The sequence below is a fragment of the Actinoplanes sp. NPDC024001 genome (assembly GCF_040638955.1).
Classification (GTDB): Bacteria; Actinomycetota; Actinomycetes; order Mycobacteriales; family Micromonosporaceae; genus Actinoplanes.
Window position 1 is genome coordinate 48,909 of sequence record NZ_JBEZZB010000012.1, and the last position, 24,751, is coordinate 73,659.

25 protein-coding genes and 1 riboswitch are annotated in these 24,751 nt (G+C 71.9%); of the genes, 17 read left to right on the forward strand and 8 right to left on the reverse strand.

The features are described 5' to 3' along the window. Positions 1-19: 19 nt before the first annotated feature. Positions 20-871, reverse strand: coding sequence for a bifunctional 5,10-methylenetetrahydrofolate dehydrogenase/5,10-methenyltetrahydrofolate cyclohydrolase (locus AB0F81_RS07140; protein WP_360192301.1), 852 nt, complete (start codon positions 869-871; stop codon positions 20-22). 14 nt (positions 872-885) lie between these two features. Continuing rightward, positions 886-968, reverse strand: a riboswitch (ZMP/ZTP riboswitch). Between the two features lie 134 nt (positions 969-1,102). Between AB0F81_RS07140 and dxs the strand changes: the two genes are divergently transcribed. Genes dxs through AB0F81_RS07170 form a run of 6 tightly spaced genes read left to right on the forward strand, consistent with a single transcriptional unit; the run spans position 1,103 to position 9,012 of the window. Beyond that, on the forward strand, positions 1,103-3,031 hold the full coding sequence (gene dxs / locus AB0F81_RS07145; protein ID WP_360192304.1) for a 1-deoxy-D-xylulose-5-phosphate synthase: 1,929 nt from the start codon (positions 1,103-1,105) through the stop codon (positions 3,029-3,031). 54 nt (positions 3,032-3,085) lie between these two features. Continuing rightward, positions 3,086-4,399: a hypothetical protein gene (locus AB0F81_RS07150; RefSeq protein WP_360192307.1), complete on the forward strand. Its 1,314-nt coding sequence runs from the start codon at positions 3,086-3,088 to the stop codon at positions 4,397-4,399. 24 nt (positions 4,400-4,423) lie between these two features. After that, positions 4,424-5,779, forward strand: a complete 1,356-nt coding sequence (locus AB0F81_RS07155; RefSeq protein ID WP_360192310.1) for a PQQ-binding-like beta-propeller repeat protein — start codon at positions 4,424-4,426, stop codon at positions 5,777-5,779. Positions 5,780-5,818: 39 nt separating this feature from the next. Continuing rightward, positions 5,819-7,114, forward strand: coding sequence for a PQQ-binding-like beta-propeller repeat protein (locus AB0F81_RS07160; RefSeq protein WP_360192312.1), 1,296 nt, complete (start codon positions 5,819-5,821; stop codon positions 7,112-7,114). Between the two features lie 9 nt (positions 7,115-7,123). Beyond that, complete coding sequence (locus AB0F81_RS07165) at positions 7,124-7,798, forward strand: response regulator transcription factor (RefSeq protein WP_360192315.1); 675 nt, start codon at positions 7,124-7,126, stop codon at positions 7,796-7,798. Then, complete coding sequence (locus tag AB0F81_RS07170; RefSeq protein WP_360192318.1) at positions 7,795-9,012, forward strand: HAMP domain-containing sensor histidine kinase; 1,218 nt, start codon at positions 7,795-7,797, stop codon at positions 9,010-9,012. Before AB0F81_RS07165 ends, AB0F81_RS07170 begins: the two co-directional genes overlap by 4 nt. A gap of 45 nt (positions 9,013-9,057) precedes the next feature. Here the strand turns inward: AB0F81_RS07170 and AB0F81_RS07175 are convergent, their stop codons facing one another. The 3 genes from AB0F81_RS07175 to AB0F81_RS07185 form a co-directional block, all read right to left on the reverse strand. Then, positions 9,058-11,118 (reverse strand): 3-hydroxyacyl-CoA dehydrogenase NAD-binding domain-containing protein, encoded by a 2,061-nt coding sequence (locus tag AB0F81_RS07175; RefSeq protein WP_360192321.1) that lies wholly within the window; start codon positions 11,116-11,118, stop codon positions 9,058-9,060. Beyond that, positions 11,115-12,308: a thiolase family protein gene (locus tag AB0F81_RS07180; protein WP_360192324.1), complete on the reverse strand. Its 1,194-nt coding sequence runs from the start codon at positions 12,306-12,308 to the stop codon at positions 11,115-11,117. Before AB0F81_RS07180 ends, AB0F81_RS07175 begins: the two co-directional genes overlap by 4 nt. Positions 12,309-12,405: 97 nt before the next feature. Then, the gene (locus tag AB0F81_RS07185; RefSeq protein WP_360192327.1) at positions 12,406-13,701 is read right to left on the reverse strand and encodes a ribonuclease D; all 1,296 of its coding nucleotides are present in this window, start codon (positions 13,699-13,701) and stop codon (positions 12,406-12,408) included. A 141-nt stretch (positions 13,702-13,842) separates the two neighbouring features. On the opposite strand from AB0F81_RS07185, the gene AB0F81_RS07190 reads away from it, so the two are divergent. Beyond that, complete coding sequence (locus AB0F81_RS07190; RefSeq protein ID WP_360192330.1) at positions 13,843-14,871, forward strand: trypsin-like peptidase domain-containing protein; 1,029 nt, start codon at positions 13,843-13,845, stop codon at positions 14,869-14,871. Here the strand turns inward: AB0F81_RS07190 and AB0F81_RS07195 are convergent. Continuing rightward, complete coding sequence (locus AB0F81_RS07195) at positions 14,868-15,440, reverse strand: DUF3000 domain-containing protein (protein WP_360192333.1); 573 nt, start codon at positions 15,438-15,440, stop codon at positions 14,868-14,870. The two genes, AB0F81_RS07190 and AB0F81_RS07195, sit on opposite strands and share 4 nt — an antisense overlap. A gap of 82 nt (positions 15,441-15,522) precedes the next feature. Between AB0F81_RS07195 and hemE the strand changes: the two genes are divergently transcribed. The 3 genes from hemE to hemQ all read left to right on the forward strand — a co-directional run bounded on the left by hemE (position 15,523) and on the right by hemQ (position 18,794). Beyond that, on the forward strand, positions 15,523-16,557 hold the full coding sequence (gene hemE / locus AB0F81_RS07200; protein ID WP_360192336.1) for a uroporphyrinogen decarboxylase: 1,035 nt from the start codon (positions 15,523-15,525) through the stop codon (positions 16,555-16,557). A 90-nt stretch (positions 16,558-16,647) separates the two neighbouring features. After that, complete coding sequence (locus AB0F81_RS07205) at positions 16,648-18,093, forward strand: FAD-dependent oxidoreductase (protein WP_360192338.1); 1,446 nt, start codon at positions 16,648-16,650, stop codon at positions 18,091-18,093. Beyond that, entirely contained in the window at positions 18,090-18,794 is a 705-nt protein-coding gene (gene hemQ, locus AB0F81_RS07210) for a hydrogen peroxide-dependent heme synthase (RefSeq protein WP_360192341.1), read from the forward strand. Before AB0F81_RS07205 ends, hemQ begins: the two co-directional genes overlap by 4 nt. On the opposite strand, the gene AB0F81_RS07215 is transcribed toward hemQ, so the two are convergent. Further along, entirely contained in the window at positions 18,766-19,221 is a 456-nt protein-coding gene (locus AB0F81_RS07215) for a GNAT family N-acetyltransferase (RefSeq protein WP_360192344.1), read from the reverse strand. The genes hemQ and AB0F81_RS07215 overlap by 29 nt on opposite strands. A gap of 82 nt (positions 19,222-19,303) precedes the next feature. On the opposite strand from AB0F81_RS07215, the gene AB0F81_RS07220 reads away from it, so the two are divergent. From AB0F81_RS07220 to AB0F81_RS07235, 4 genes are all read left to right on the forward strand, one after another. Further along, the gene (locus AB0F81_RS07220) at positions 19,304-19,579 is read left to right on the forward strand and encodes an isoamylase early set domain-containing protein (RefSeq protein ID WP_360192347.1); all 276 of its coding nucleotides are present in this window, start codon (positions 19,304-19,306) and stop codon (positions 19,577-19,579) included. A gap of 67 nt (positions 19,580-19,646) precedes the next feature. Next, positions 19,647-20,249: an NAD(P)H:quinone oxidoreductase gene (gene wrbA / locus AB0F81_RS07225; RefSeq protein ID WP_360192350.1), complete on the forward strand. Its 603-nt coding sequence runs from the start codon at positions 19,647-19,649 to the stop codon at positions 20,247-20,249. A gap of 9 nt (positions 20,250-20,258) precedes the next feature. Further along, complete coding sequence (locus AB0F81_RS07230; RefSeq protein ID WP_360192353.1) at positions 20,259-21,056, forward strand: thymidylate synthase; 798 nt, start codon at positions 20,259-20,261, stop codon at positions 21,054-21,056. An 82-nt stretch (positions 21,057-21,138) separates the two neighbouring features. Next, entirely contained in the window at positions 21,139-21,618 is a 480-nt protein-coding gene (locus tag AB0F81_RS07235) for a dihydrofolate reductase (RefSeq protein WP_360192356.1), read from the forward strand. On the opposite strand, the gene msrB is transcribed toward AB0F81_RS07235, so the two are convergent. After that, positions 21,587-22,003: a peptide-methionine (R)-S-oxide reductase MsrB gene (gene msrB / locus AB0F81_RS07240; RefSeq protein WP_360192359.1), complete on the reverse strand. Its 417-nt coding sequence runs from the start codon at positions 22,001-22,003 to the stop codon at positions 21,587-21,589. The genes AB0F81_RS07235 and msrB overlap by 32 nt on opposite strands. Before the next feature lie 73 nt (positions 22,004-22,076). Between msrB and AB0F81_RS07245 the strand changes: the two genes are divergently transcribed. The 3 genes from AB0F81_RS07245 (at position 22,077) to ligD (ending at position 24,253) form a co-directional block, all read left to right on the forward strand. Beyond that, positions 22,077-22,565, forward strand: coding sequence for a hypothetical protein (locus AB0F81_RS07245; RefSeq protein ID WP_360192361.1), 489 nt, complete (start codon positions 22,077-22,079; stop codon positions 22,563-22,565). A gap of 99 nt (positions 22,566-22,664) precedes the next feature. Next, positions 22,665-23,156, forward strand: a complete 492-nt coding sequence (locus AB0F81_RS07250) for a hypothetical protein (RefSeq protein ID WP_360192364.1) — start codon at positions 22,665-22,667, stop codon at positions 23,154-23,156. Between the two features lie 71 nt (positions 23,157-23,227). Then, positions 23,228-24,253, forward strand: coding sequence for a non-homologous end-joining DNA ligase (ligD, locus tag AB0F81_RS07255; protein WP_360192367.1), 1,026 nt, complete (start codon positions 23,228-23,230; stop codon positions 24,251-24,253). Here the strand turns inward: ligD and AB0F81_RS07260 are convergent. Continuing rightward, positions 24,250-24,717 (reverse strand): GNAT family N-acetyltransferase, encoded by a 468-nt coding sequence (locus AB0F81_RS07260; RefSeq protein WP_360192370.1) that lies wholly within the window; start codon positions 24,715-24,717, stop codon positions 24,250-24,252. The two genes, ligD and AB0F81_RS07260, sit on opposite strands and share 4 nt — an antisense overlap. Between the last annotated feature and the right edge of the window lie 34 nt (positions 24,718-24,751).

Sequence of the window (24,751 nt, forward strand, 5' to 3'; positions counted from 1 at the left end):
CCCGGCCGCACGGGGTGAATCAGGCACGCTCAGCGGCGGTTACGGCGTTGCGGAAGAGCATGGCGACCGTGGTGGGGCCCACCCCGCCGACACGCGGCGTGATGGCGCCGGCGACCTCGGCGCACGACTCCTCGACGTCCGGGAGCAGGCGGCGGCCCTCGTAGCGGACGCCGGCGCCGATCACCACCGCGCCGGGCTTGACGTGCTCGGGCTTGATGATGCCGGGGACGCCGGCGGCGGCGATCAGGATCTCGGCGCGCTGGGTGTAGCGCGGCCAGTCCTTGACCCCGGTGTGCACCACGGTGACCGCGGCGTTGGCGGTGGGGCGCTTCTGCGCCAGCAGCATCGCCAGCGGCCGGCCCAGGGTGGCGCCCCGGCCCAGGATGACCACCTCACGGCCGGAGACCGGGATCTCGTGGAAGGCGAGCAGCGCCTCGATGCCGGCCGGCGTGCAGGGCAGCGGCCCGGGCAGGCCGACGGCCAGGCGGCCCATGTTGAGCGGGTGCATGCCGTCGACGTCCTTGTCCGGGTCGAGGGTCTGCAGGGCCGCGTCGTAGTCCAGGTGGCCGGGGATCGGGTACTGGATCAGCACGCCGTGCACGTTCTTGTCGTCGTTGAACTCGGCGATCACCCGGAGCAGGTCGTCCTGGGTGATGTCGCCGCTCAGGTGCCGGTGCGGCGACTCGAAGCCGAGCTCGGCGGCCTGCTTCTGCTTGATCCGGATGTAGCCCGCGCTGGCGTCGTCGTCGCCGACCAGGATGGTGGCGAGGCTGGGCCGGACACCGCGCTCCTTGAGGGCGGCGACCCGCGCCTTGACGTCGTCGAGCACGGACTCGGCGACGGGCGCGCCGGGAAGCAAACGAGCAGACATACGCGACTCCTCAGCCGGGGAGCCCAGGCGGTCGACTCCTCGTGACGAGCTCCCCGATGGTTCGACCATCCCTGTGCCGCCAGTCGCTGCGTGCCTACCAGGATGCCCGACGCGCGGCGCGGCCGGCCAACCGGGGTGGCCGGTCGGTGGATGTGGAAATTGTGTGGAGGGATCGGCTCTGACCGTTCGCTCCAGTCGCGCTTCGGCGTGGCACGGATAGACTCCACGCTCATGAGCGACTCCCCCTCGACCCCGGCCGGCCTGCTGAGCAGCATCACCGCTCCCGGTGATCTCAAGCGACTGACCGCTGAGCAGTTGGACCTGCTCGCGGCCGAGATTCGTGACTTCCTCGTGGCCAAGGTCTCGCGTACCGGCGGGCACCTCGGTCCGAACCTCGGTGTGGTCGAGCTGACCCTCGCCCTGCACCGCGTGTTCGACTCGCCACGCGACCGGATCCTGTTCGACACCGGCCACCAGGCCTATGTGCACAAGATCGTCACCGGCCGGCAGGACGGCTTCGATCTGCTCCGCCAGCGCGGTGGCCTCACCGGCTACCCGAGCCAGGCGGAGAGCGAGCACGACCTGATCGAGAACTCGCACGCCTCCACCGCCCTGTCCTACGCGGACGGGCTGGCCAAGGCGTTCACCCTGCGGGGCGAGGACCGGCACGTGGTCGCGGTCGTCGGTGACGGCGCGCTGACCGGTGGCATGTGCTGGGAGGCGCTCAACAACATCGCCGCCACCCGCAACCGGCTGGTCATCGTGGTCAACGACAACGGCCGGTCGTATGCGCCGACCATCGGCGGGCTCGCCGACCACCTCTCCACGCTGCGCCTCAACCCGGGTTACGAGAAGGTGCTCGACCTGGTGAAGGACGCGCTGGGGCAGACCCCGGTGGTGGGCAAGCCGGTCTTCGAGGTGCTGCACGCGGTCAAGAAGGGCATCAAGGACGCGGTCAGCCCGCAGCCGATGTTCGAGGACCTGGGCCTGAAGTACATCGGGCCGGTGGACGGCCACGACCAGCAGGCGATGGAGTCCGCGCTGCGCCGGGCCAAGGGCTTCAACGCCCCGGTGATCGTGCACGCGGTCACCCGCAAGGGCTACGGCTACCGCCCCGCCGAGCAGGACGAGGCGGACTGCCTGCACGGTCCGGGCGCGTTCGACCCGCAGACCGGCGCGCTCACCGCGAAGCCGTCGCTGAAGTGGACGGCGGTGTTCTCCGACGAGCTGGTGAAGATCGCCGACGAGCGGCCGGATGTGGTCGGGATCACCGCCGCGATGGCCGAGCCGACCGGCATCGCCGCCCTGGCGGCGAAGTACCCGGAGCGCACCTACGACGTGGGCATCGCCGAGCAGCACGCGGCGACCAGCGCGGCCGGTCTGGCGATGGGCGGCCTGCACCCGGTGGTGGCGGTCTACGCCACCTTCCTGAACCGGGCGTTCGACCAGGTCCTGCTGGACGTGGCGATGCACAACCTGCCGGTCACCTTCGTGCTGGACCGGGCCGGGATCACCGGGCCGGACGGGCCGAGCCACTACGGCATGTGGGACATGAGCGTCTTCGGCGTGGTGCCCGGCCTGCGGATCGCCGCGCCGCGCGACGAGGCCACGCTGCGCGAGGAACTGCGCGAGGCGGTCGCGGTGGACGACGGCCCGACCATCGTGCGCTTCGCGACCGGCGCGGTCGCGCCGGCCACCCCGGCGCTGCGCCGGGTCGGCCAGGTGGACGTGCTGCGTGAGGACGAGCGCAAGGACGTGCTGCTGGTCGCGGTGGGCTCGTTCGTGGGCCTCGGCCTGGAGGTGGCCGAGCGGATGGCCGAGCAGGGTTACGGCGTGACCGTCGTCGACCCGCGCTGGGTCCGTCCGGTGCCGATCGAGCTGACCGGCCTGGCCGCCCAGCACCGGTTCGTGGTCACCGTCGAGGACGGGGTGCGGGCCGGCGGTGTCGGTGACGCCGTGGCGAGCGCGCTGCGCGACGCCGGTGTCACCGTGCCGCTGCGCGACTTCGGTGTCCCGGTCGGTTTCCACGCGCACGGCACCCGGGCGGAGATCCTCGCCACGCTGGGCCTGACCGCGCAGGACATCGCGCGGGACGTGACCGGCTGGGTGTCGCGGGGCGAGACCGCCGACGCGGTGACGGAGCCGCGGACCACGGTCTGAAGGTCCCACCCGCCTCACCGGGCGCTTTCGTTACGCAGTCGTTACCTTTGAGGAATGGGTGCGGACACGTACGGCGGGCCGGTCGTCATCGATCTCGGCCTGGAACGCGGGGAACCGGAGTCCTATCACCGACCAGGGCGGCGCACGACGTCACCCTGGTTCGGTCCGGCCCTCGTCGTGCTCTTCCTGCTCTTCGGTGTGACGTCCGCGGCGTCTCCGCCCGCGCCGCCGCTCACCGAGGTGCTGCGGGTGCCGATCGGGCCCGGCGATCCGTACACGATCGACGACGACGGCCGGCTGCTGATCCAGGCGGCCGGCCGGCTCAGCTCGTACCGGCTGGCCGACGGTGAGCGGCGCTGGCAGATCGACCAGAACCAGCCGGTCTACCGGCTGCGGACCGGCAGCGGGATGCTGCTGCTGCGGCCCTGGAGCGTGGGCCGCGACGAGCCCGGCACCTCGGCGATCTCCCTGGAGACCGGCGCCCGGCAGTGGTACCACGAGCGCAACGTGGTGTCGTTCCCCGGCACCGCGCTGCTCTTCGCCGTCGAGGGGGTGCGCAGCACCTCCGGCAGCGGCCGCCGGGTGCAGAACGCCGTCGAGGTGATCGACCCCGCCGTGGGCCTGGCCCGCTGGCGCGTCGCGGTGCCCAACACCGCGGTGCTGCTCAGCGTGCCCGGCGGCATGTCCCGGATCATGCTGGTCCGCGACGACCAGACCGCCGACCTGTACGACGTGCCGACCGGCGCCCACCTCGCCAGCCAGATCTTCCCGATGACCGACTACGACCCGGAGAACCCGGTGGTCGTCGGTGAGGCGGTGCTGCTGCGGCATCCCGGGCCGCTGGGCATCGAGGTGTCCGCGTACGACCCGGTGACGCTGCGCCTGCTGTGGAACGGCCCGGCCCCGGCCGTCCAGCGGGTCCGGCCGTGCGGCGAACTGGCCTGCCTGCTCGGCCCCGGCGGCGTCCGGGCGATCGAGCCCACCACCGGGATCGAGCGCTGGAGCCGGCCCGGCTGGCGGACCGTCGAGCAGTACGGGTCCCGGCTGATCGCGTACACCTCCACCGGCCCGAGCGACCCGGCGGCCGTGGTGGACCCGGCGACCGGCCGGGAGCTGACGAACCTGACCGGCTGGCGCCCGGTCGCCGGGACCACCGCCGGCGGCGAGCTGCTGGTGACCCGGGAGATCGGTCCCGGCGCGCGTACCATGGTCGCGGTCGTCGCCGAGGGCCTTGATCGCCCGCGTCTGCTGGCCGACCTCCCGGAGGGCACCGGCGACTGCCAGACCGCCCCGGAGCGGCTGGTCTGCCGGTCGATGTACGGCGAACTGCTCGTCTGGGCCTACCGGACGACCACGAGAGCGGGCTGACCGCGTACCGGTGAAGGGTGGGGCGTGACGCTGATCGACCTGGACCGCGACGCCCCGCTCGACCCGCGGCCCAGCCGGCGCCCCCCGCCGTGGCGTTACCGGCACGCCGGCCTGCTGGTGGCCGCGGTGCTGCTGCTCGCCCTCGGCGGCGCCGTCCCGGCGGGCCGCACGCTCTGGCGCGACCTGGGTTTGGTCGAGGCGGCCGGCGTCGTCGAGACGCCGCTGCGGCTGGTCGGCGGGCGGCTCTACACGGCCGCTGTGGACGGCCCGGAGCGTGAGCTGATCGCCTGGGCGCCGGAGCAGCCGCCGCGCCGCCTGTGGACCGCTCAGGTGCCGATCGGGATGAGCTACGACCCCGCCGAGGGGGTGTTCGGCGCGTTCTCGATCCGCCGCTCCGGCGATGTGGTGCTGCTCTCCGAGGGGTTCGCCGCCACCACCGCGATCGACGCCCGTGACGGCCGGGTCCGGTGGAGCTCGCCGATCTCGGTCACCCCGCTCACCAGTGGCGGGCTCGGCGTGGTGGTGGACCGGATCTTCCGGCCCGGCACCGAGTACGACCAGGCCTCCGGCGACCCGGGCCTGCTCTACTTCTCGGCCGACGGGGTGCCGCACACCGAGCCGCCGACCCGCACCGAGGTCCGCGGCATCGACCTGGCGACCGGCCGGGCACTCTGGACCTTCACCCCGCGCGGGTCGGTGACCGTCGACCCGGTCCACGGCGACCGGCCGGCCGTGCTGATCACCGCTTCCGACCGGCTGACCCTGCTCGCCGGGGCGACCGGGACGACACTCGCCGAGGCCGAGGTCCCCGAGCTGAACGGGACGGGACCGGCCACGGCGTCGGTCGTCGGGGACGTGGCCCTGGTCGGCTACCGGGATCCGGGGCAGCAGGTGGCCTATGACACGCGGACCCTGCGCCGGCTCTGGGCCCGCGCCCTCCCGGACTCCCAGGGCGACTCCCGGGCCTGCACGGACGTGCTCTGCGCGGCGACCGGCACCGATCTGTCGGTGCTGGACCCGGCGACCGGGGCGACGGCGTGGACCGCGAACGCCGGGGTGGACCTGGCCCGGCGGGCCGGGTTCGTGCTGGAGACCGACGCCGGGACCGGGCGGCCGATACGGCTCGCCGACCCGCGTACCGGGCGGGACCGGGTCGACCTGACCGGCTGGGACGAGGCGTACACCGGTGAGCCGGACGGCGCGCTGGTGCTGCGGCGCGACAGCGGGGCCGGCCGGCAGACCTTCGCGGTGGTCTTCCCGGGCCGGCCCGAGCTGCGGGTGCTGGGCGCCGCCGAGAACACCGGCGACTGCGAGGCCGACGACCACCACCTGGTCTGCCGGGAGGGCGCCGGCGTGCGAGTTCGGGCGTACCGCATCTGAGCCTCCGAACGGCAGAATGGGGGCCTGGGAGGCTCTGCGGTGAGCGGTGTCCTGATCGATCTGGGTGAGGTGTCGCGCGGTGGGTCGCGGCTGCCCGCCGCTGCCCTCCCGGTGCCGCCGGTGCCCTATCGCCTGCTGCTCGTGCTGCTCACCGCCGTGCTGCTGGCCTCGCTCGCCGGATCGGGCGCCCGCGCCGAACCGGCGTCCCCGGCGGTCATCCCGGCCGCGCTCGGCGACGCCATCCGGGTCGTCGGCGACCGGCTCTTCGTGATCGGGCGGGACGCGGCTGAGGGTGAACGGACCATCCGGGCGTATGCCTTGCCGGACGCCACCCTGCTCTCCGAGCACACCGTCGCGGTCAGCGGTGACGTGCTCAACGTCGACGTGGCCGGCGACCTGCTGCTGGTGACGGTCCAGGAGGAGCGCACCGTCAGGTTCGGCACCATCGCGCTGCGCTCCGGGATCGACCAGCCGCTCTGGCAGCGGCCGGTCCAGTTGCAGGGCGTCTCGGCGGCCGAGGGGCTGGCGCTGGTCCGGCAGGAGGGCGCCGCCTTCGGGGACGCCGAGTGGCAGGGTGTCGATCTGCGTACCGGGAAGGCGCGCTGGACGGTGCGCCAGGGCGACCGGGACGACGTGGGGGTGTCGAGCTACACCGGTGGCTATCCGAAGTGGCTCTACATCTTGACCGGGGACGGGCGGCTGGTGGCCCGGGACACGCGTACCGGGCGGGTGGTGGCCGCGGTTCCCGTGCCGGAGCGCCGGGACGTGGCCACGTCGCTCTGGCCGGCGGGCGATCTGGTCCTGATCGGCGCCGGCGGTTCCGGGACCACCGGGTACGACATCACCACCGGGCTCGAGCCGCGCTGGCACACCGGTATGAACCTGAGCTGGTACCGCGGCCCGGCCCAGTGCGGGAACCTGATCTGCGCCTTCCTGCCGCAGCGGGGGATCCTGGTGATCGATCCGGCGTCCGGGCGGGAACGCTGGTCCTCGGACCGCTGGGACTACGCCGAGCGGATCGGCGACCGGCTGCTGACCGGTATGCCGGGCACCGCGTACCCGCGGCTCTACGTCCTCGACCCGGAGACCGGCGACGTGCTCGCCGACATGGGGCTGTGGCAGAGCGCCGGACCGGGCCCGGAGCCGGGCACCGCCTACGTCCGGCGCACCACCTCCGGCGAGGACCGGCTCTGGTACGGCGTGCTGCACCTGGACCGGCTCCGGATCCGCGTTCTGGGGGCGGCCGACCGGGTCGCCGGTGACTGCCACTTCACCGCCGGTGTGCTGGTCTGCCGCCGCGTCGACGCCTCCATCGGGGTGTGGCGCCTTCGGTAGCCTTTGGCTATGCGGGTGCTGGTGGTGGAAGACGAGCGCAACCTGGCCGACGCGATCGTGCGCGGGCTGCGCCGCAAGGGCATGGCCGTCGATGTGGCGTACGACGGGCTGGAAGGTCACGAGATGGCGTACGTGACCCGGTACGACGTGGTCGTGCTCGACCGTGACCTGCCCGGCATGCACGGCGACGACATCTGCGCTGCGCTGGTCGAGTCCGGCGCCCTGACCCGGGTGCTGATGCTCACCGCGAGCAGCACGGTCGCCGACCGGGTGGAGGGGCTCGAGCTGGGCGCCGACGACTACCTGGCCAAGCCGTTCGCCTTCGAGGAGCTGGTGGCCCGGGTGCAGGCGCTGGGCCGGCGGGCCACCCCGGCCGCGCCACCGGTGCTCACCGTCGGCAACCTGGTGCTCGACCAGACCCGCCGGGTGGTGACCCGTGGCGGCGCCCCGATCGAGCTCACCAACAAGGAGTTCGGGGTGCTGGAGGAGCTGCTCAAGGCCCGTGGCGGGGTGGTCTCCAGCGAAGAGCTGCTGGAGCGGGTCTGGGACGCCAATACCGACCCGTTCACCACGACCGTGCGGGTCACCATCAACACCCTGCGCAAGAAGATCGGTGATCCGCCGCTGATCGAGACCGTGGTCGGCGCCGGATACCGGGTTCCCGAACCGGTCGTGGCCTCGTGACCGTCTATCCGGGCCGGAACCGCCGGCCGTTGCGGCTGCAGCTGCGGCCCACGTTGCGGCTGCGGCTCACGCTGCTCAACGGCATCCTGCTGGTCGGCGCCGGGGTCGCCCTGGTGCTGCTGGCCTGGCTGCTGGTCAGCGAGTCGCTGCATCCGGTCGACGAGCTGCGGGTCGGATCCACGGTCACCCTGGCCGACGGCACCACCCGCGAGGCGTTCTCCTGGCAGACCCAGATGGTCGAGCAGGCCTCCCGGGAGTTGCTCTTCACCGGCCTGAGCGCGCTGGCCGGGGTCGGCATCATCGGCATCGCCGGGGCGTACGCGGTGGCCGGCCGGGCCCTGCGGCCGCTGCACAGCGTGACCCAGACCGCCCAGCGGCTCGGCGAGGAGACGCTCGACCAGCGGATCCGCTATTCCGGGGCGGACGACGAGGTGGCCGAGCTGGCCCGCACCTTCGACGCCATGCTGGACCGGCTGGCGGCCGCGTTCGAGTCGCAGAAACGGTTCGTGGCGAACGCCTCGCACGAGCTGCGGACCCCGCTCGCGGTGATGCGGACCGAGATCGACGTGACGCTCAGCGACGACGAGGCCGACGTGGCCGAGTACCGGCGGATGGCCAAGGTGGTCCGCAACGCCTCGGAGCGGGCGAACGGGCTGGTCGACGCGCTGCTGGTGCTGGCCCGCTCGGAGGCGCAGTCCGGCCGGCGGCTGGTCCGCAAGGTGCCGGCCGACCTGGCGACCAGCGTCTACAACGCACTGTCCGCGGTGAAGGCCGAGGCCGAGCGGATGAAACTGGAGGTCAGCACCGAGCTGGAGCCGGCGCCGGTGGTCGGCGACCCGAGCCTGCTGGACCGGCTGGCCGGCAACCTGATCGAGAACGCGATCCGCTACAACCATCTGCTCGGCCGCCTCTGGCTGCGGACCGAGTCGGTGAACGGGCATGCCGTCCTGGTGGTCGGCAACACCGGTTACGAGGTGGAGCCGGGCGACGTGCCGGGGCTGTTCGAGCCGTTCCAGCGGGGCGGCTGGGAGCGGACCGGGTCACGCGGGTCGGGTCTCGGGCTGTCCATCGTCCGGGCGGTCTGCGACGCGCACGGCGGCACGGTCTCGGCGGTCGCGCTGGAGGGTGGCGGCCTGGAGGTCACCGTCTCACTGCCGGCCGCCGACACCACACCGGTGGTCGCGGCCAGCGCGAGCGTTCCCGCGAAGCGGTGATGCCCGCCCGGCAGAGCCGGACGGGCATCACACGGGGTGCTCTTCTCAGGCGCGGACGTTCGCCACGCCGCTGGGCAGGAACCGCTTGCCGGTGACCCGCTCGGCGGTGCCGCTGCGGTCCAGGTACGGCGTGATGCCACCCAGGTGGAACGGGTAGCCGGCGCCGAGGATCATGCACAGGTCGATGTCCTGCGCCTCGGCGACGACACCCTCGTCGAGCATGAGGCGGATCTCCTCGGCCAGGGCGTCGAGCGCCTTCTGGCGTACCTCGTCGGCGGTCAGCGGCGCCGAGCCGGTTTCCAGGAGCGCGACCACCTCGGGGTTGATCTCGTCGTCGACCATGACCGGCAGGCCGGCGTCGACGATCTTCTTGAGGTTGGGGCTGTCCTTGAACCGGTCCGGGAACGCCGCGTGCAGCGTCTCGCCCACGTGGTAGGCGACCGCCGGGCCGACCAGCTGGAGCAGGGCGATCGGGCGCATCGGCAGACCCAGCGGGTCCATCGCCACGTTCACCACGTCGAGCGGGGTGCCCGCGTCGACAGCCTGGAAGATCTCGCTGGTGACCCGGGTGAGCAGGCGGTTGACCACGAACGCCGGGGCGTCCTTGACCAGCACCGACGACTTCTTCAGCTGCTTGCCGACCTCGAACGCGGTAGCCAGCGTGGCGTCGTCGGTCTTCTCGCCCTTGATGATCTCCAGAAGCGGGAGGACCGCGACCGGGTTGAAGAAGTGGAAGCCGACGACCCGCTCCGGGTGCTCCAGGTCGGCCGCCATGTCGGTGATCGACAGCGAGCTGGTGTTGGTCGCGAGGATCGCCTCCGGGGAGACGATCTTCTCGAACTCGGCCCAGATCTGCTTCTTCAGCTCGAGGTTCTCGAAGACGGCCTCGATCACGAAGTCGGCGTCGGCGAAGACCGACTTGTCCACCGAGCCGCTGATCAGGCCGCGCAGCTTGGCCGCGGTGCCCTCGTCCATCCGGCGCTTGGCAACCAGCTTGTCGATCTGCTCGTTGACGTAGCCCACGCCCTTGTCGACGCGGGTCTGGTCCAGGTCGGTCAGCACGACCGGGACCTGCAGGCGGCGCAGGAACAGCAGGGCCAGCTGCGAGGCCATCAGGCCGGCGCCGACGATGCCGACCTTGGTGACCTTGCGGGCCAGCGACTTGTCCGGCACGCCCACCGGCCGCTTCGCCCGGCGCTGGACCAGGTCGAACGAGTACAGGCTGGCGCGGGACTCGTCGCCCATGATCAGGTCGGCGAGCGCCTCGGTCTCGGCCGCGGTGCCGTCCTCGAAGGACGCCTCCTTGGCCAGCGCCAGCAGCTCGATCGCCTTGTTGGCGGACGGGACCGCGCCGTGCAGCTTCTCGTCGAGCTGCTGCTTGGCGAACCAGAGCACGCCGTCCCACATGTCGCGGTCGATCTCCGGCCGCTCCACGGTGACTTCACCCTTGACCACGCCGGCGGCCCAGGCGAGCGAGCTCTCCAGGAAGTCGGCCGCCTCGAAGAGCGCGTCCGCGACGCCCATCTCCTTGGCCTGCTTCGGGCGCAGCACCTTCTGGGTCAGCGGGTTCTGCAGGATGACCTGCGCCGCGCCGGCGATGCCGATCAGGTTCGGCAGGATCTGACTTCCGCCCCAGCCGGGGATCAGGCCGATCGCGACCTCGGGCAGACCCATCGCCGCCGCGCCGGTGGAGACCGTGCGGTAGTGGCAGTGCAGGGCGACCTCGAGGCCACCGCCGAGCGCCGCGCCGTTGACGAACGCGAAGGTCGGGATCTCGCTGTTCTTCAGCCGGGCGAAGACCCGGTGGCCCAGCTCGCCCAGCGCGACGGCCTGGTCCCGCGAGGAGATCAGCGGCATGCCGGTGATGTCCGCGCCCACGCAGAAGATGTACGGCTTGCCGGTCAGCGCGATGAACGCCGGGTTCGCCTCGGTGGCCGCGGTGATCGCCTCGTCGAGGGACTTCAGCCCGGCCGGGCCGAAGCTGTTCGGCTTCTTGTGGTCGAAGCCGTTGTCCAGCGTGATGAGGGCCGCGGGCTTCTCGAGCCCGGGTACCTGGACCAGGCGGACGATCGCCTTGGTCACTACCTCGTTCGGGTTCTCGATCACTTCGCGCCTTCCCAGTACGGGTTCTCCCAGATAACGGTGCCGCCCATGCCGATGCCGATGCACATCGCGTTGATCCCGTAGCGGACGTCGGGACGCTCGGCGAACTGCCGGGCGAGCTGCGTCATCAGGCGGATGGCCGAGGACGCGAGCGGGTGACCGATGGCGATCGCGCCGCCCCACGGGTTGACCCGCGGGTCGTCGTCGGCGATGCCGTAGTGGTCGAGGAAGGCGAGCACCTGGACGGCGAAGGCCTCGTTCAGCTCGAACAGGCCGATGTCGTCGATGGTCAGGCCGGCCTTCTTCAGCGCCTTCTCGGTCGCCGGGACCGGGCCGTAGCCCATGATCTCCGGCTCGACGCCGACGAACGCGTAGGAGACCATCCGCATGGCGACCGGCAGGCCCAGCTCACGGGCGGTCGCCTCGTCGGCCAGGATGGCCGCGGTCGCGCCGTCGTTCAGGCCGGCCGCGTTGCCCGCGGTGACCCGGCCGTGCGGGCGGAACGGGGTCTTCAGGGTGGCCAGCTTCTCCAGCGAGGTCTGGCGGGGCGCCTCGTCGACCGTGGCCAGGCCCCAGCCCAGCTCGGCGCTGCGGATCGCGACCGGCACCAGGTCGGGCTGGATCTTGCCGTCGGCGTACGCCTTGGCGGTCTTGATCTGGGAGTTCAGGCCGTAACGGTCGGCCCGCTCCTTGGTGATGTGCGGCAGGCGGTCGTGCAGGTTCTCCGCGGTCGAGCCCATGACCAGGGCGGACGGGTCGACCAGCTTCTCGGCCAGGATCCGCGGGTTGGGGTCGACGCCCTCACCCATCGGGTGCCGGCCCATGTGCTCGACGCCACCGGCGATGGCGATGTCATACGCGCCCATCGCGATGCCGCCGGCCACGTTGGTGACCGCGGTCATGGCGCCCGCGCACATCCGGTCCACCGAGTAGCCCGGAGTGGTCTTGGGCAGGCCGGAGAGCAGCGCGGCGGTCCGGCCGAGGGTCAGGCCCTGGTCGCCGATCTGCGTGGTGGCCGCGATCGCGACCTCCTCCACCTTCTCCGGGGGGAGGTTGGGGTTCCGCTTGAGCAGCTCTCGCATGCAGCGGATCACCAGGTCGTCGGCGCGGGTCTCGGCGTACATGCCGCCCGCCTTGCCGAACGGGGTGCGGACGCCGTCGACGAAGACGACCTCGCGTACTTCACGGGGCACAGCAAGCCTCCTTGCGGGCGTGAACCCAAATGTGTCGGCAATGCTACTCGCCGGTAACTAGAGGCTGCCAGGGCATCCGCGAATTGGTCACATCCCCTTAAGCCGGGTCCGGCAGCACCTCGCTGAGCTGGGCGGCGAGCAGCCCGACCTGCCAGTTGCGGGCGCCGAAGCCGAGCAGGGTGCCGCTCACCGTCTGCTCGGAGATCTCGTCCGGCGGTGACCAGGCCAGCCGGCGGACGAAGTCCGGGCTGATCAGGTTCTCCGGGGGCAGGTTGTGCTTCTCGGCCGTGCCGACCACGATCTGCCGGCACCGGGCCAGCCGGGCCGCCGCGACCGGGTCACGCTCGGCCCACCGGTGCGGCGGGGGCGGGCCCTCCACCGGCTGGTTCACCGGCAGCGCGTCGTCCGGCAGGGACCGGGCCTGGTCGAGCGCGTCCAGCCAGATCTTCGCCAGCCGGCGCACCGAGCGGCCACCGAAGCCGGGGATGCCGAGCAGGGTGCGCTCGTCCTTCGGGTCGGCCTCGGCCGCCGCGACGATCGCCGAGTCGGGCAGCACCCGTCCGGGCGCGGAGTCCCGCCGGGCAGCGACGCCGTCCCGTGCGTACCAGAGGGCGCGGACCCGGGACTGGGCCCGCGCTCCGCGGACCCGGTGGATGCCCGAGGTGCGGCGCCACGGGTCGGGACGGACCCGGGGCGGCCGGTCGGCGCCGGCCACCAGCGCGGCGAACTCCTCGGCCGCCCACGCGGTCTTGCCCTGCCGCTCCAGCTCGGCGGCGAGCACGTCACGCAGGTCGGTGAGCAATTCCACATCGAGCGCGGCGTAGGTGAGCCACGACTCCGGCAGCGGCCGGGTCGACCAGTCCGCCGCCGAGTGATGCTTCTCCAGCGAGAAGCCGAGCAGCTGCTCGGTGAGCGCGGCGAGGCCCACCCGCTCGAAGCCGGCCAGCCGCGCGGCCAGCTCGGTGTCGAAGAGCCGGCGCGGTCTCATGCCGAGCTCGGCCAGGCACGGCAGGTCCTGGCTGGCGGCGTGCAGCACCCACTCGGTGTCCGCGAGCGCGGCGTCCAGGGTGCCCAGATCGTCCAGCGGGAGGGGGTCGATCAGCACCGTGCCGGACCCGGCACGGCGGAGTTGTACCAGGTAGGCGCGTTGTGTGTAGCGGTAGCCGGAGGCGCGTTCGGCGTCGACGGCGACCGGGCCGGCGCCCGCGGCCATCCGGGAGACGACGTCGGCCAGTTCGGTCGCGGTCTCCACCGGGCGCGGGGTGCCGTCGCGGGGTGCGGTGAGCGGTGTTGCCTCGGGGCCGCCAGAATTCGGGCCGGGCGGCACTGCGTGCGGTCCGTCCCCTGCTGTGTCCGGCGAGTCCCGACGGCGCAGGGGTGCTTCGTCGGTCACTCCGTAACCGTACGGGGGTGGCACCCCCGGTGTGCGCAGCCGGGGTCCGGCGCGTCATTTTGATCTTCCCTGGAGTTCATCCGCGGAGGCTTCCGCTCCGTATCACCAAGCAGCGCCGAGACCCCGGGGAGGCCGCGCCTGATGTCCGCCACCTACGAGCCCTTCACCCCTGCCAACGGATCCGATCACTACCGGTCCGCCGGGCGCAGGCGTGCGGACGAGCACTGGAACGCGGCGCCGGTAGTGGAGGAGCCGCGCTGGTCCTACTCGCAGCAGCAACAGCAGTGGCCGCAGCAGGAGTGGCCCCAACAGCAGCAGTGGTCGCAGCAGGAGTGGCCGCAACAGGAGTGGCCGCAGCAGCAGTACCAGCAATGGCAGGAACCGCCGCCTCCCGTTCCGGCGCCCGCCCCGGCGTCGCCGGCCCGGTCCGGTCGCGGCCGTACCGTGATCATCGGCCTGGTCGCGGCGCTGCTGCTGGTCTCCGCCTGGCAGGCGTTCCGGGTGGAAAGCATGATCAAGAGCAGTTCGGACCTGGCCTCGGCGGTCAGCGCGGAACAGGGCCGCAGCCAGGAGCTGGAGAAGCAGCTCGCCACGGTCTTCGACCCGGAGGGCATCTCGTCGGCCGTGCTGCCCAGCGTCTTCCGGGTCCGGGCCGGCGACTTCACCGGCACCGCCTTCGCCATCGGCAAGACCAACGGCGGGGAAACCAACCTGTTCACGAACTACCACGTGGTCGAGGAGGTCTTCGCCGGCGGCGACCGTCAGGTGTCCCTGGAACGCGGTGAGACGCGCATCAACGCCACCATCGTCCGGGTGAACGAGGACCGGGACCTGGCGCTGCTCCGTACCGAACGGGAGATCAAGGCGCTGCCGCCCGCCGCCGGTGAGGTCAAGCCGGGCCAGCAGGTGGTCGTGGTGGGCGCGCCGCTCGGCCTGGAGGACTCGGTCACCACCGGCGTGATCAGCGCGTTCCGGCCCAGCGACTCGGAGGGTCCGACCATCCAGTTCGACGCCCCGATCAACCCGGGCAACTCCGGCGGCCCGGTGGTCAACTCCAGCCGGCAGGTGGTCGGCATCGCCACCGCCAAGGCCCGCGACGCCGAGGGCATCGGCCTGGCCATCCCGATCGAGACCGCCTGCACCACCCTCAAGGTCTGCGGCGAGAACTAGCCGGCCGGGGCGCGATGCCGGTCGGTGAGCGAGGCCACGCCGGGCGGCGGCAGGCCGGCGGTCGAGGCCAGCATCACGCACCAGCCGCGCAGGTGCGCGCCGAAGTCGTCGGACGTGGGCGTCCAGGAGGCTCGCACCTCCAGGTCGGCGGTGGGCGCCGGGCCGGCCAGCTCGCCGAAGCGGGTGGACGCGGTCTGGGTGACCGTGCCGCCGATCGCCGTGTACGCCGCCGCGTGCTGATCCAGGCCGTCGGTGAGCCAGGTCCAGGCCACCGCGGGCAGCAGCGGGTCGGTGGCCAGGTCGGCCTCCAGCTCCGCGGTGACCAGGGTGACCAGTCGCAGGTCACCGCGCCAGGCCTCGTGACCGGCCGGTTCGTGCAGCAGGATCAGCCGGCCGCCGGCCACCTCGTCGCCGTCGCGCAGCACGGTGGCGCTCAACGCGAACGCGTACGGCGCGAGCCGTTGCGGCGCGGCGATCTCCTCGAGGAGGATCTCCGGTCGCGGCGATTCCGCGCGCAACCCGGCCACGGCGCGGGTGAACGCCTCGGGGGGAGCGGAGGGGGACGCCATAGGGGAAGACTATGCCGATCTACCGGCCGGTCCGTGGTCGCCGCGCCGCCGGGCTCGTTCACTCACGTGTCACCATTGCCCGGTGACCGTTCTTGAGGATTCTCCCTTTGTGCGTGCGTGCCGGCGGCTGGAAGGGCCGCACACGCCGGTGTGGTTCATGCGGCAGGCCGGGCGCTCGCTGCCGGAGTACCGCAAGATCCGGGAGGGGATCGGCATGCTGGAGTCGTGCCGGCGTCCGGACCTGGTCACCGAGATCACCCTGCAGCCGGTGCGCCGGCACGGCGTGGACGCGGCGATCCTGTTCAGCGACATCGTGGTGCCGATCGCGGCGGCCGGCATCGACCTGGACATCGTGGCCGGCACCGGGCCGGTGGTGGCCGAGCCGGTGCGCGCCGAGAGCGACCTGGCCCGGCTGCGCCCGATCACCGCGGCCGACGTCGACTTCGTCGCCGAGGCGGTCAAGCTGCTGGTCGCCGAGCTCGGCCAGACCCCGCTGATCGGTTTCGCCGGAGCGCCGTTCACGCTGGCCAGCTACCTCATCGAGGGCGGTCCGTCGCGGACCTACCTGAAGACCAAGGCCATGATGTACGGGGCGCCCGGCCTCTGGCACGCCCTGCTCTCCCGGCTCGCCGAGATCACGCTGACGTTCCTGCGCACCCAGGTGGACGCCGGGGTCAGCGCGGTCCAGCTCTTCGACTCGTGGGCCGGCGCGCTCTCCGAGGCCGACTACCGGCAGTTCGTGATGCCGCACTCGGCCACCGTCCTGCGCGGCCTGGCCGACGCCGGGGTGCCGCGGATCCACTTCGGTGTCGGCACCGCCGTGCTGCTGGAGGCGATGGGCGAGGCCGGCGCCGACGTGGTCGGCGTCGACTGGCGCACCCCGCTGGACGCCGCCACCAAGCGGATCGGGCCGGACCGCGCGGTGCAGGGCAACCTGGACCCGGCGATCCTCTTCGCCGGCTGGGACGTGGTGGAGCGCGAGGCCCGCCGGGTCGTCGAGCAGGGCCGGTCCGCTCCGGGGCACGTCTTCAACCTGGGCCACGGCGTCATGCCGGAGACCGACCCGGACGTGCTGACCCGGCTCGTCGCGCTGGTGCACGAGATCTCGGCCCGCTGATCGGGACCTCCGGCCCTGTGCGGGCAGACCCGTGTCACAGACGCTGACCCCGGTCGGTGATCATCGGTGGGGCCTGGGAGGGTGAGGGGCGTGCGGAAGCGGATCGCGGTCATCGGTGGCGGCATCGCCGGCCTGGCGGCCGCCGTGCGGCTGCGCGACCGCGCGCCCGCGGACACCGAGATCATCGTGTACGAGCAGGGCGGCGCCCTCGGCGGCAAGCTGCGCACCGGTGACCTGGCCGGGGTGCCGGTCGAGCGGGGCGCCGAGTCGTTCCTGTTCGGAGCCGCCGACGGTGGCGAGTCCGCGGCGGTGTCGCTGGCCCGGCGGCTCGGGCTGGGCGGCTCGCTGGTGCACCCGGCGGCACGCCCGGCCGCGCTGGCGATCGACGGCGGCCTGCTCCCGATCCCGGCCGGCACGCTGGTCGGCGTCCCCGGCGACCTGTCCGCGCTGGACGGTGTGGCGCTGCCGGACAGCGACGCCGACCGCGACACCGGCCGTCCCCTGCTCGCCCCGGGCGAGGACGTCGCCGTCGGTGAGCTGGTCCGCTCGCGCTACGGCGACCAGGTGGTGGACCGCCTCGTCGACCCGATGCTCGGCGGGGTCTACGCGGGCCGCGCCGACCGGCTCTCGCTGCGTGTCACGATGCCGCAGCTGGCCCGGACCGCCGAGATCGAGCACACCCTGCGGGACGCGGTCCGGTCGGCTCAGGCCCGGTCGAAACGGGTGCCGGGGCGGCCGGTCTTCGCCGCGGTGGACGGGGGGATGAGCCGTCTGGTGGCGGCGGCCGCGTCGGCCAGTGCGGCCCGGATCAGCCTCGGCCTGCCGGTGCGTGAGCTCACCCGTACGCCGAGGGGTTGGCGTTTGACGCTGGGGCCGGTCTCCTACCCGCCCGGGTTTTCCGCGCCGTCCGAAGGACCAGGCGTCGGTAACAGCGCAGTGCCGCAGACCGATGACGTGGATGCCGTGGTTCTGGCGGTGCCGGCGAAGCCGGCCGCCCGGTTGCTGGCCGACGCCGCGCCGGAGGCGGCGCAGGCGGTCGGCGCGCTGGAGTACGCGAGTGTCGCCCTGGTCGCGATGGCCCTGCCACCCGGCGCCGGACTGCCGGACCTCTCCGGTTTCCTGGTGCCGCCGGGCGAGGGCACGCTGGTCAAGGCGGCGACGTTCTTCACCGTCAAATGGCCGCACCTGGCCGGCCCGGACCGGCCGGTGATCGTGCGGGCGTCGCTGGGCCGCGCCGGCGAGGAGGCCCGTCTGCAGCCGGACGACCGGACGCTGTTCGCCCAGGCCCACGCCGAGCTGAGCAGGCTGGCCGGTGTCGCGCTGCCGGAGCCGTCCGGGTTCTGGATCCAGCGTTGGGGTGGCGGCCTGCCGCAGTATGCGCCCGGCCACGCCGACCGGGTGGTCGCGGCGCGAGCCGGTCTGCCGCCGGGGCTGGCGCTGGCCGGAGCGGCGTTCGACGGGGTCGGCATCCCGGTGTGTGTGGCCAGTGGTGAACGTGCGGCGGACGATGTGTGTGAGTACTTGGAGGGACTATGAGTGAGCAGCAGACCAACGCGGCCCGGATCAACGAGCTGAACGCGACGATCCGGTACACGATGTGGTCGGTGTTCCGGGCCTCGTCGCCGCTGCCGGCGCTCCGCGACGAGCTGGCCGGCGAGGTCGACGGGCTCTTCGAGCAGCTGGCGGGTAAGGACGTGACGATCCGCGGCACCTACGACGTGTCCGGGCTGCGGGCCGACGCCGACGTGATGGTCTGGTGGCACTCCAGCTCGTCGGACGCGCTGCAGGACGCGTACGGGCTGTTCCGCCGGACCGCGCTCGGCCGTCACCTGGAGCCGGTGTGGTCGCAGATGGCGCTGCACCGCCCGGCCGAGTTCAACCGCAGCCACCTGCCGGCCTTCCTCGCCGACGAGGAGCCCCGGCCGTACGTCTGCGTCTACCCGTTCGTCCGCTCCTACGAGTGGTACCTGCTGCCCGACGCGGAGCGCCGCGACATGCTGGCCGAGCACGGCCGCCAGGCCCGGGGGTACCCGGACGTGCGCGCCAACACGGTCGCGTCGTTCGCGCTCGGCGACTACGAGTGGATGCTGGCCTTCGAGGCGGACGAGCTGCACCGCATCGTCGACCTGATGCGTGAGCTGCGGGCGTCGCGGGCGCGGCGGCACGTGCGCGAGGAGGTGCCGTTCTACACCGGCCGGCGCCGCTCGGTCACCGAGATCGTCGCGAACTTGCCATAGGTACGTGGGGGATCCCGTCCTCCAGGTACTCCGGGCCGGTCTGCTCGAAGCCGTAACGGGCGTAATAGTCCTTCAGATGTGCCTGGGCGTGCAGGACGCTGGGCCGGTTGCCGATCACCGTGAGCGCCTCGGTGATCAGGCGGCCGGCCAGTCCCCGGCCGCGCGCGTCCGGGGCGGTGACCACACGCCCGATCCGCTCATGATCTCCGTCACGTAGAATGCGGAGATAAGCGGCGATATTTCCGTTGTTCTCTACCCAGAGGTGGCGGGTTCCGGGCTCGGTGTCGCGCCCGTCCAGATCGGGGTAGACGCAGTCCTGCTCCACCACGAACACGTCGGAACGCAGCTTGAGGATGCCGTAGAGCGTTGTGGTGTCCAGGTCACGGAACGAGGCGACTCGCATCTCGTCATGCGGTTCCGGATGCATCGACACAACATACGCGGCGTGTCCTCACCTTCGGGCGGGTCCTGCCGTTATACGGATTGAAGGCCCATTCTCGGAGGACGTCATGATCAAGCGCAGCAAGCTGTTCGGCAACAAGACCCGGGTGACCTTCAGCCTCCCGGCGGATCACCCGGCCGGGACGGTCAGCGTGGTCGGCGACTTCAACGACTGGCAGCCCGGCAAGCACGAGCTTCAGCCGCGGCGCAACGGCACGCGTACGGTGAGCGTCCCGCTCGACCCCGGCCACTACGCCTTCCGTTACCTGGCGACCGACGGGGTGTGGCTGGACGACGAGGAGGCCGACGCGGTCGGGCCGCGCGGCAGCGAACTGCGTCTATAAAGGTTTCACCGGCCCCGCCGAGGAGATTTGCTTGATCCGTCAGGTGAATCTTCTGCAAGGGGCAACCGTGACCGACGTCAAGCTGGCGATCATCTACTACTCGTCCACCGGGACCGTCCACGCCATGGCCCAGCGGCTGCGCGAGGCGGGCGAGAAGGCCGGCGCCGAGGTGCGGCTGCGCCAGGTCGCGGAACTCGCACCGCAGGAGGCGATCGCCTCGAACGCGGCCTGGAGCCAGCACTTCGACCGGACCAAGGACGAGCCGCGGGCCACCGCCGACGACGTGGTCTGGGCCGACGCGGTGCTGTTCGGCACACCGACCCGGTACGGCAACGTCGCCAGCCAGCTGAAGCAGTTCCTCGACACGCTCGGGCCGCAGTGGGCGCAGGGTCAGCTGGCGAACAAGGCGTACGCCGGGTTCACCGCCACGATGACCGAGCACGGTGGGCAGGAGTCGACGCTGCTCGCCCTGTACAACACGATCTACCACTTCGGTGGTGTGGTGGTGGCGCCCGGATACACCGATCCGCTGAAGTTCGCGGACGGCAACCCGTACGGGGTGTCGCACGTCACCGGCGGCAGCAACGACGCGCCGCTCACCGAGGTGCAGTTCGCCGCTCTCGATCACCTGGCCCGGCGGGTCGTCAACATCGGGGGGAAGCTCCGCTAACGTTCTGGCATGTCTGTCGACACCCAGTACGAGGACTTGCTCCGCAAGGTTCTGCACGAAGGCACGCCGAAGAGCGACCGCACCGGGACGGGCACGCGCAGCCTCTTCGGTGAGCGCCTGCGCTACGACCTGTCGCAGGGCTTTCCGCTGATCACCACCAAGCGGGTGCACTTCAAGTCGATCGCCGTGGAGCTGCTCTGGTTCCTGCGCGGCGAGACGAACGTGCGGTGGCTGCGCGACCAGGGCGTGACGATCTGGGACGAGTGGGCCTCCGAGTCCGGCGAGCTGGGCCCGGTCTACGGCTACCAGTGGCGCTCGTGGCCCAGTGCTCGCGGAAACGTGGACCAGATCTCCGAGGTCCTGGACACGCTGCGGCGCGACCCGGACTCGCGCCGGATGATCGTCTCCGCCTGGAACGTCTCTGACCTTCCGGACATGGCCCTCGCGCCGTGTCACGCGCTGTTCCAGTTCTACGTGGCCGACGGCAAGCTCTCCTGCCAGCTCTACCAGCGCAGCGCCGACCTCTTCCTCGGCGTGCCGTTCAACATCGCCAGCTATGCCCTGCTGACCCGGATGATCGCCGCCCAGGTCGGGCTCGCCCCGGGCGACTTCATCTGGGTCGGTGGCGACGTGCACATCTACAACAACCACGTCGAGCAGGTCACCGAGCAGCTGAGCCGCGAGGCGTACGAGTTCCCCTCGCTCGAGATCGCCGACCGGCCGAGCCTGTTCGAGTACGAGTACGGCGACTTCACCGTGGTGGACTACCAGCACCACCCGGCGCTGAAGGCCCCGGTAGCGGTATGACCGCCTGCACCGAGCGGTACCTGCCGCACCGAACGGGGATCTCGCAGGCGAGGGCCAGAAGCGCATGCCCGGAGGGCTCAGCATGACCGTGCACATGATCTGGGCGCAGGCCCGCAACGGGGTGATCGGCGCGAACGGGTCGATCCCCTGGCGCCTGCCCGGTGAGCAGCGCATGTTCAAGGAACGCACGATGGGCGCCACCGTGGTGATGGGCCGCGCCACCTGGGACTCGCTGCCTGAGCGGGTCCGCCCGCTGCCGGGCCGGCGCAACGTGGTGCTGACCCGGGATCCGCGGTGGACGGCCGAGGGCGCGGTCGTCGCCCATGCGGTCGGCGAGGTGGCCGACGACGACTTCTGGGTGATGGGGGGCGCCGAGATCTACCGCGCCTTCCTGCCCCGGGCCGGGCACATCGTCCGGACCACGGTGGACCTGGAGGTGGCGGGCGACACGTACGCCCCCGAGCTGGGGCCGGAGTGGATCGTCACCGATTCCTCGGGATGGCTGACCACCCCGGACGGCCAGCGTTACCTCATCGAGGATCTGCGTCCGGCTGCAGCCTGATCGACAGGCTGTTCACGCAGTGCCGGGTGTTCTTCGCGGTGAAGCCCTCGCCGCGGAACACGTGACCCAGGTGTGAGTCGCAGCGCGCACACCTGATCTCGACACGGACCATCCCGTGGCTGCGGTCCTCGATCTCCCTGACCGCGCCCGGGATGGCGTCGTCGAAGGAGGGCCAGCCGCAGTGACTGTCGAACTTGGCGTCGCTCGGGTAGAGCTGGGCGCCGCACGCCCGGCAGTTGTACATGCCGTCGGTCTTGGTGTTCACGTACTCGCCGCTGAACGGCGCCTCCGTGCCCGCTTCCCGCAGCACGCGGAACTCCGCCGGGGAGAGGCGGATCCGCCACTCTTCCTCGGTGGTGGGCAGGGTGGTCTCATCGGTTGCCATGCCTCAACCGTACGTCGGAGATTTGTCGCACCACGGGTGCGGCAGCGAATGTGCGGCGGCCGTTGAGCCCTCTATGGAAGCGGCATCCCCGGCTACGTTCCGGCCGACCTGGCAGCAGGTTCTCGGCCACGGTCTCTACCTCGGCGCGCTGAGCGCCGTGGCGAGTGTCACTACCGCTCTGCTGGTGACGCTCGCCTGGCCGAGGGCGGGAGGGCCGCCGGGCTGGATGGCGCCGGCGATGGTCCTGGTGCCGACGCTGATCGGCGCGGTGCTCGGGCTGGTGACCGGGCGGCGGATCGGCGTCGAGGTGGGTGCCCGCGGCATCCGTACGTCGTCGGCGCTGGGTGAGAGCGTGGCGCCGTGGCACCGGGTGGTCGACCTGCGTGCCGAGCGGCGCGGCCGGCGCAACGTGGTCTCGGTCTACCTGGATTCCGGGGCCAGTGTGCAGCTGCACGCTCCGTACAGCGGGGGACTCTTCGCCGCAGACCCGCAGTTCGAGCTCAAAGTGTTCGCTCTGTCGCATTTGTGGCGGAGTCACCGTTTTGGTGGTCTTCCGAGTTGATGACCCGCCGAGGGATGTTTCCGGGTAAAACGGGCGATTACCGTTAAGCTCCCGTGCGACCATGGAACCGTACCTTTCGCAACAGAACGGATACTCCTCATGAGCTTTTCGCGTCGGCTGGCCGCTGGACTGCCCGCGGTCGGTGTCACCGTTTTCGCTGCTCTGGCCCTCACCGGGTCCCCGGCGACTGCCGCTGAGCCCACCGGCCAGGGCGGCTACCCGGCCGTCACGACCAGCCCGGACGTGGGTGATACCCGGGGCAACGCCGGCTACGGGGGCACCGCCGCCGAGGTGCCCAGTGAGGCTCCCACTCGGGGGAACCCCGGCTACGGCGGCGAAAGCCCCACCGCCACCCCGACGCCGAGCGCCAGCGTCCCGACCGGCACCGTCAACTCGGTGCCCCCGGGCGGGGTCGCCTCGGAGTCGGTGACGCCGGCCCCGGCGATGACCACCCACGGTGCGGGCGTCAGCTCCGGCAGCACCCTCCCGGTCACCGGCGCGCCGCTCGCCGGCACGCTGGCGGCCGGTGGCCTGCTGGTCGCGGCCGGCACCGCCACCGTCTGGTACACCCGGCGGCGTCGCAGCGCCTGACACAACGGCATTCGAAGGGCCGTCCGGTTCGCCGGGCGGCCCTTCGGCGTCACAGCGCCTATCGTCAGGGCATGCCGAAAGCCGCCGCGGAAGAGATCGAGATCGCCGGCCACACCGTGCGCCTGTCCAGCCCCGACAAGATCATGTTCCCGAAGGCGGGATACACGAAGCGGGACGTCTTCGAGTACTACGTCGCGGTCGGCGACGGCATCATGCGCGCGCTGCGCGACCGCCCCACCACGCTGCAGCGCTTCCCTGACGGGATCGAGGGCGAGGCGTTCTTCCAGAAACGCATCTCCACCCGCGGCGTGCCGGACTGGATCAAATCCGCCACGATCAAATTCCCCAGCATGCGTACGGCGGACGAGCTCTGCCCCGCCGACCTGGCGCACGTGGCTTGGGCGGCCCAGATGGGCACCGTGGTCTTCCACCCCTGGCCGGTGCGCGGCGCCGCTCCCGACCACCCCGACGAGCTGCGCCTCGACCTCGACCCGCAACCCGGCCTGGCCTTCAGCGACGTGGTGTCGGCCGCCGGCGTGGTCCGTGAGGTGCTCGCCGACCTGGGCTGGACCGGGTTCCCGAAAACCTCCGGCGGGCGTGGCGTCCACGTCTACGTGCGGATCGCGCCCCGCTGGTCGTTCGTCGAGGTGCGCCGGGCGGTGATCGCGCTCGCCCGCGAGGTGGAGCGCCGCAACCCGGACGGCATCACCACCTCCTGGTGGAAGGAGGAACGCGGCGACCGGGTGTTCCTCGACTACAACCAGATGGCGCGGGACCGGACGATCGCCTGTGCGTACTCGTTGCGGGCCAACGCCCGGGCGACCGTGTCCACCCCGGTGACCTGGGACGAGCTGACCCAGGTGGAGCCGGACGACTTCGACCTGCGGACGGTGCCGGCCCGGATCGCCTCGGTGGGGGACGCGCACGCGGCCATCGACAACGTGGAGCACGACATCACGCCGCTGCTGGAGTGGTCGGAACGGGACGAGAAGGCGGGGCAGGGCGACCTGCCGTACCCGCCGGACCACCCGAAGATGCCGGGCGAGCCGAAACGGGTCCAGCCGTCCAAGGACCGCGACCTCAAGGGACAGCGTTAGAGGATCAGCTTCATGCCCTCGTGCGACGCCGTGAAGCCGAGCGCGGCGTAAAAGCGCTGCGCGTCGGTGCGGCGCTTGTCCGTGGTGAGCTGCACGATCCGGCAGCCGCGTTCGCGGGCCCGCTCGACGGTCCACCGGATCAGGTCGCCGCCGAGGCCCCGGCCGCGCTGGTCGGCGCGGATCCGGACCGCCTCGATCAGCAGCCGCTCGGCGCCGCCGCGGCTCAGGCCGGGAATGAAGGTCAGCTGGCAGGTGCCGACCACCTCGTCGCCCTCGGTCGCCACGATCAGCTCGTTGCGCTCGTCGGCGTCGATCGCCTCGAAGGCGGCGTACACCGCTTTGTCTCCGGCGGTCTCTCGCTCGCGTGTCTTTTCGGCGGTCTCTCGCTCGCGGGCAATGTCGTCATCGGCCAGGAGGGCGAGAATCGCGGGGACGTCGGCGCGGGTGGCGATCCGGATCTGCATGATCGGAAGCCTGCCACGGGCTGTCGTGCGGCGT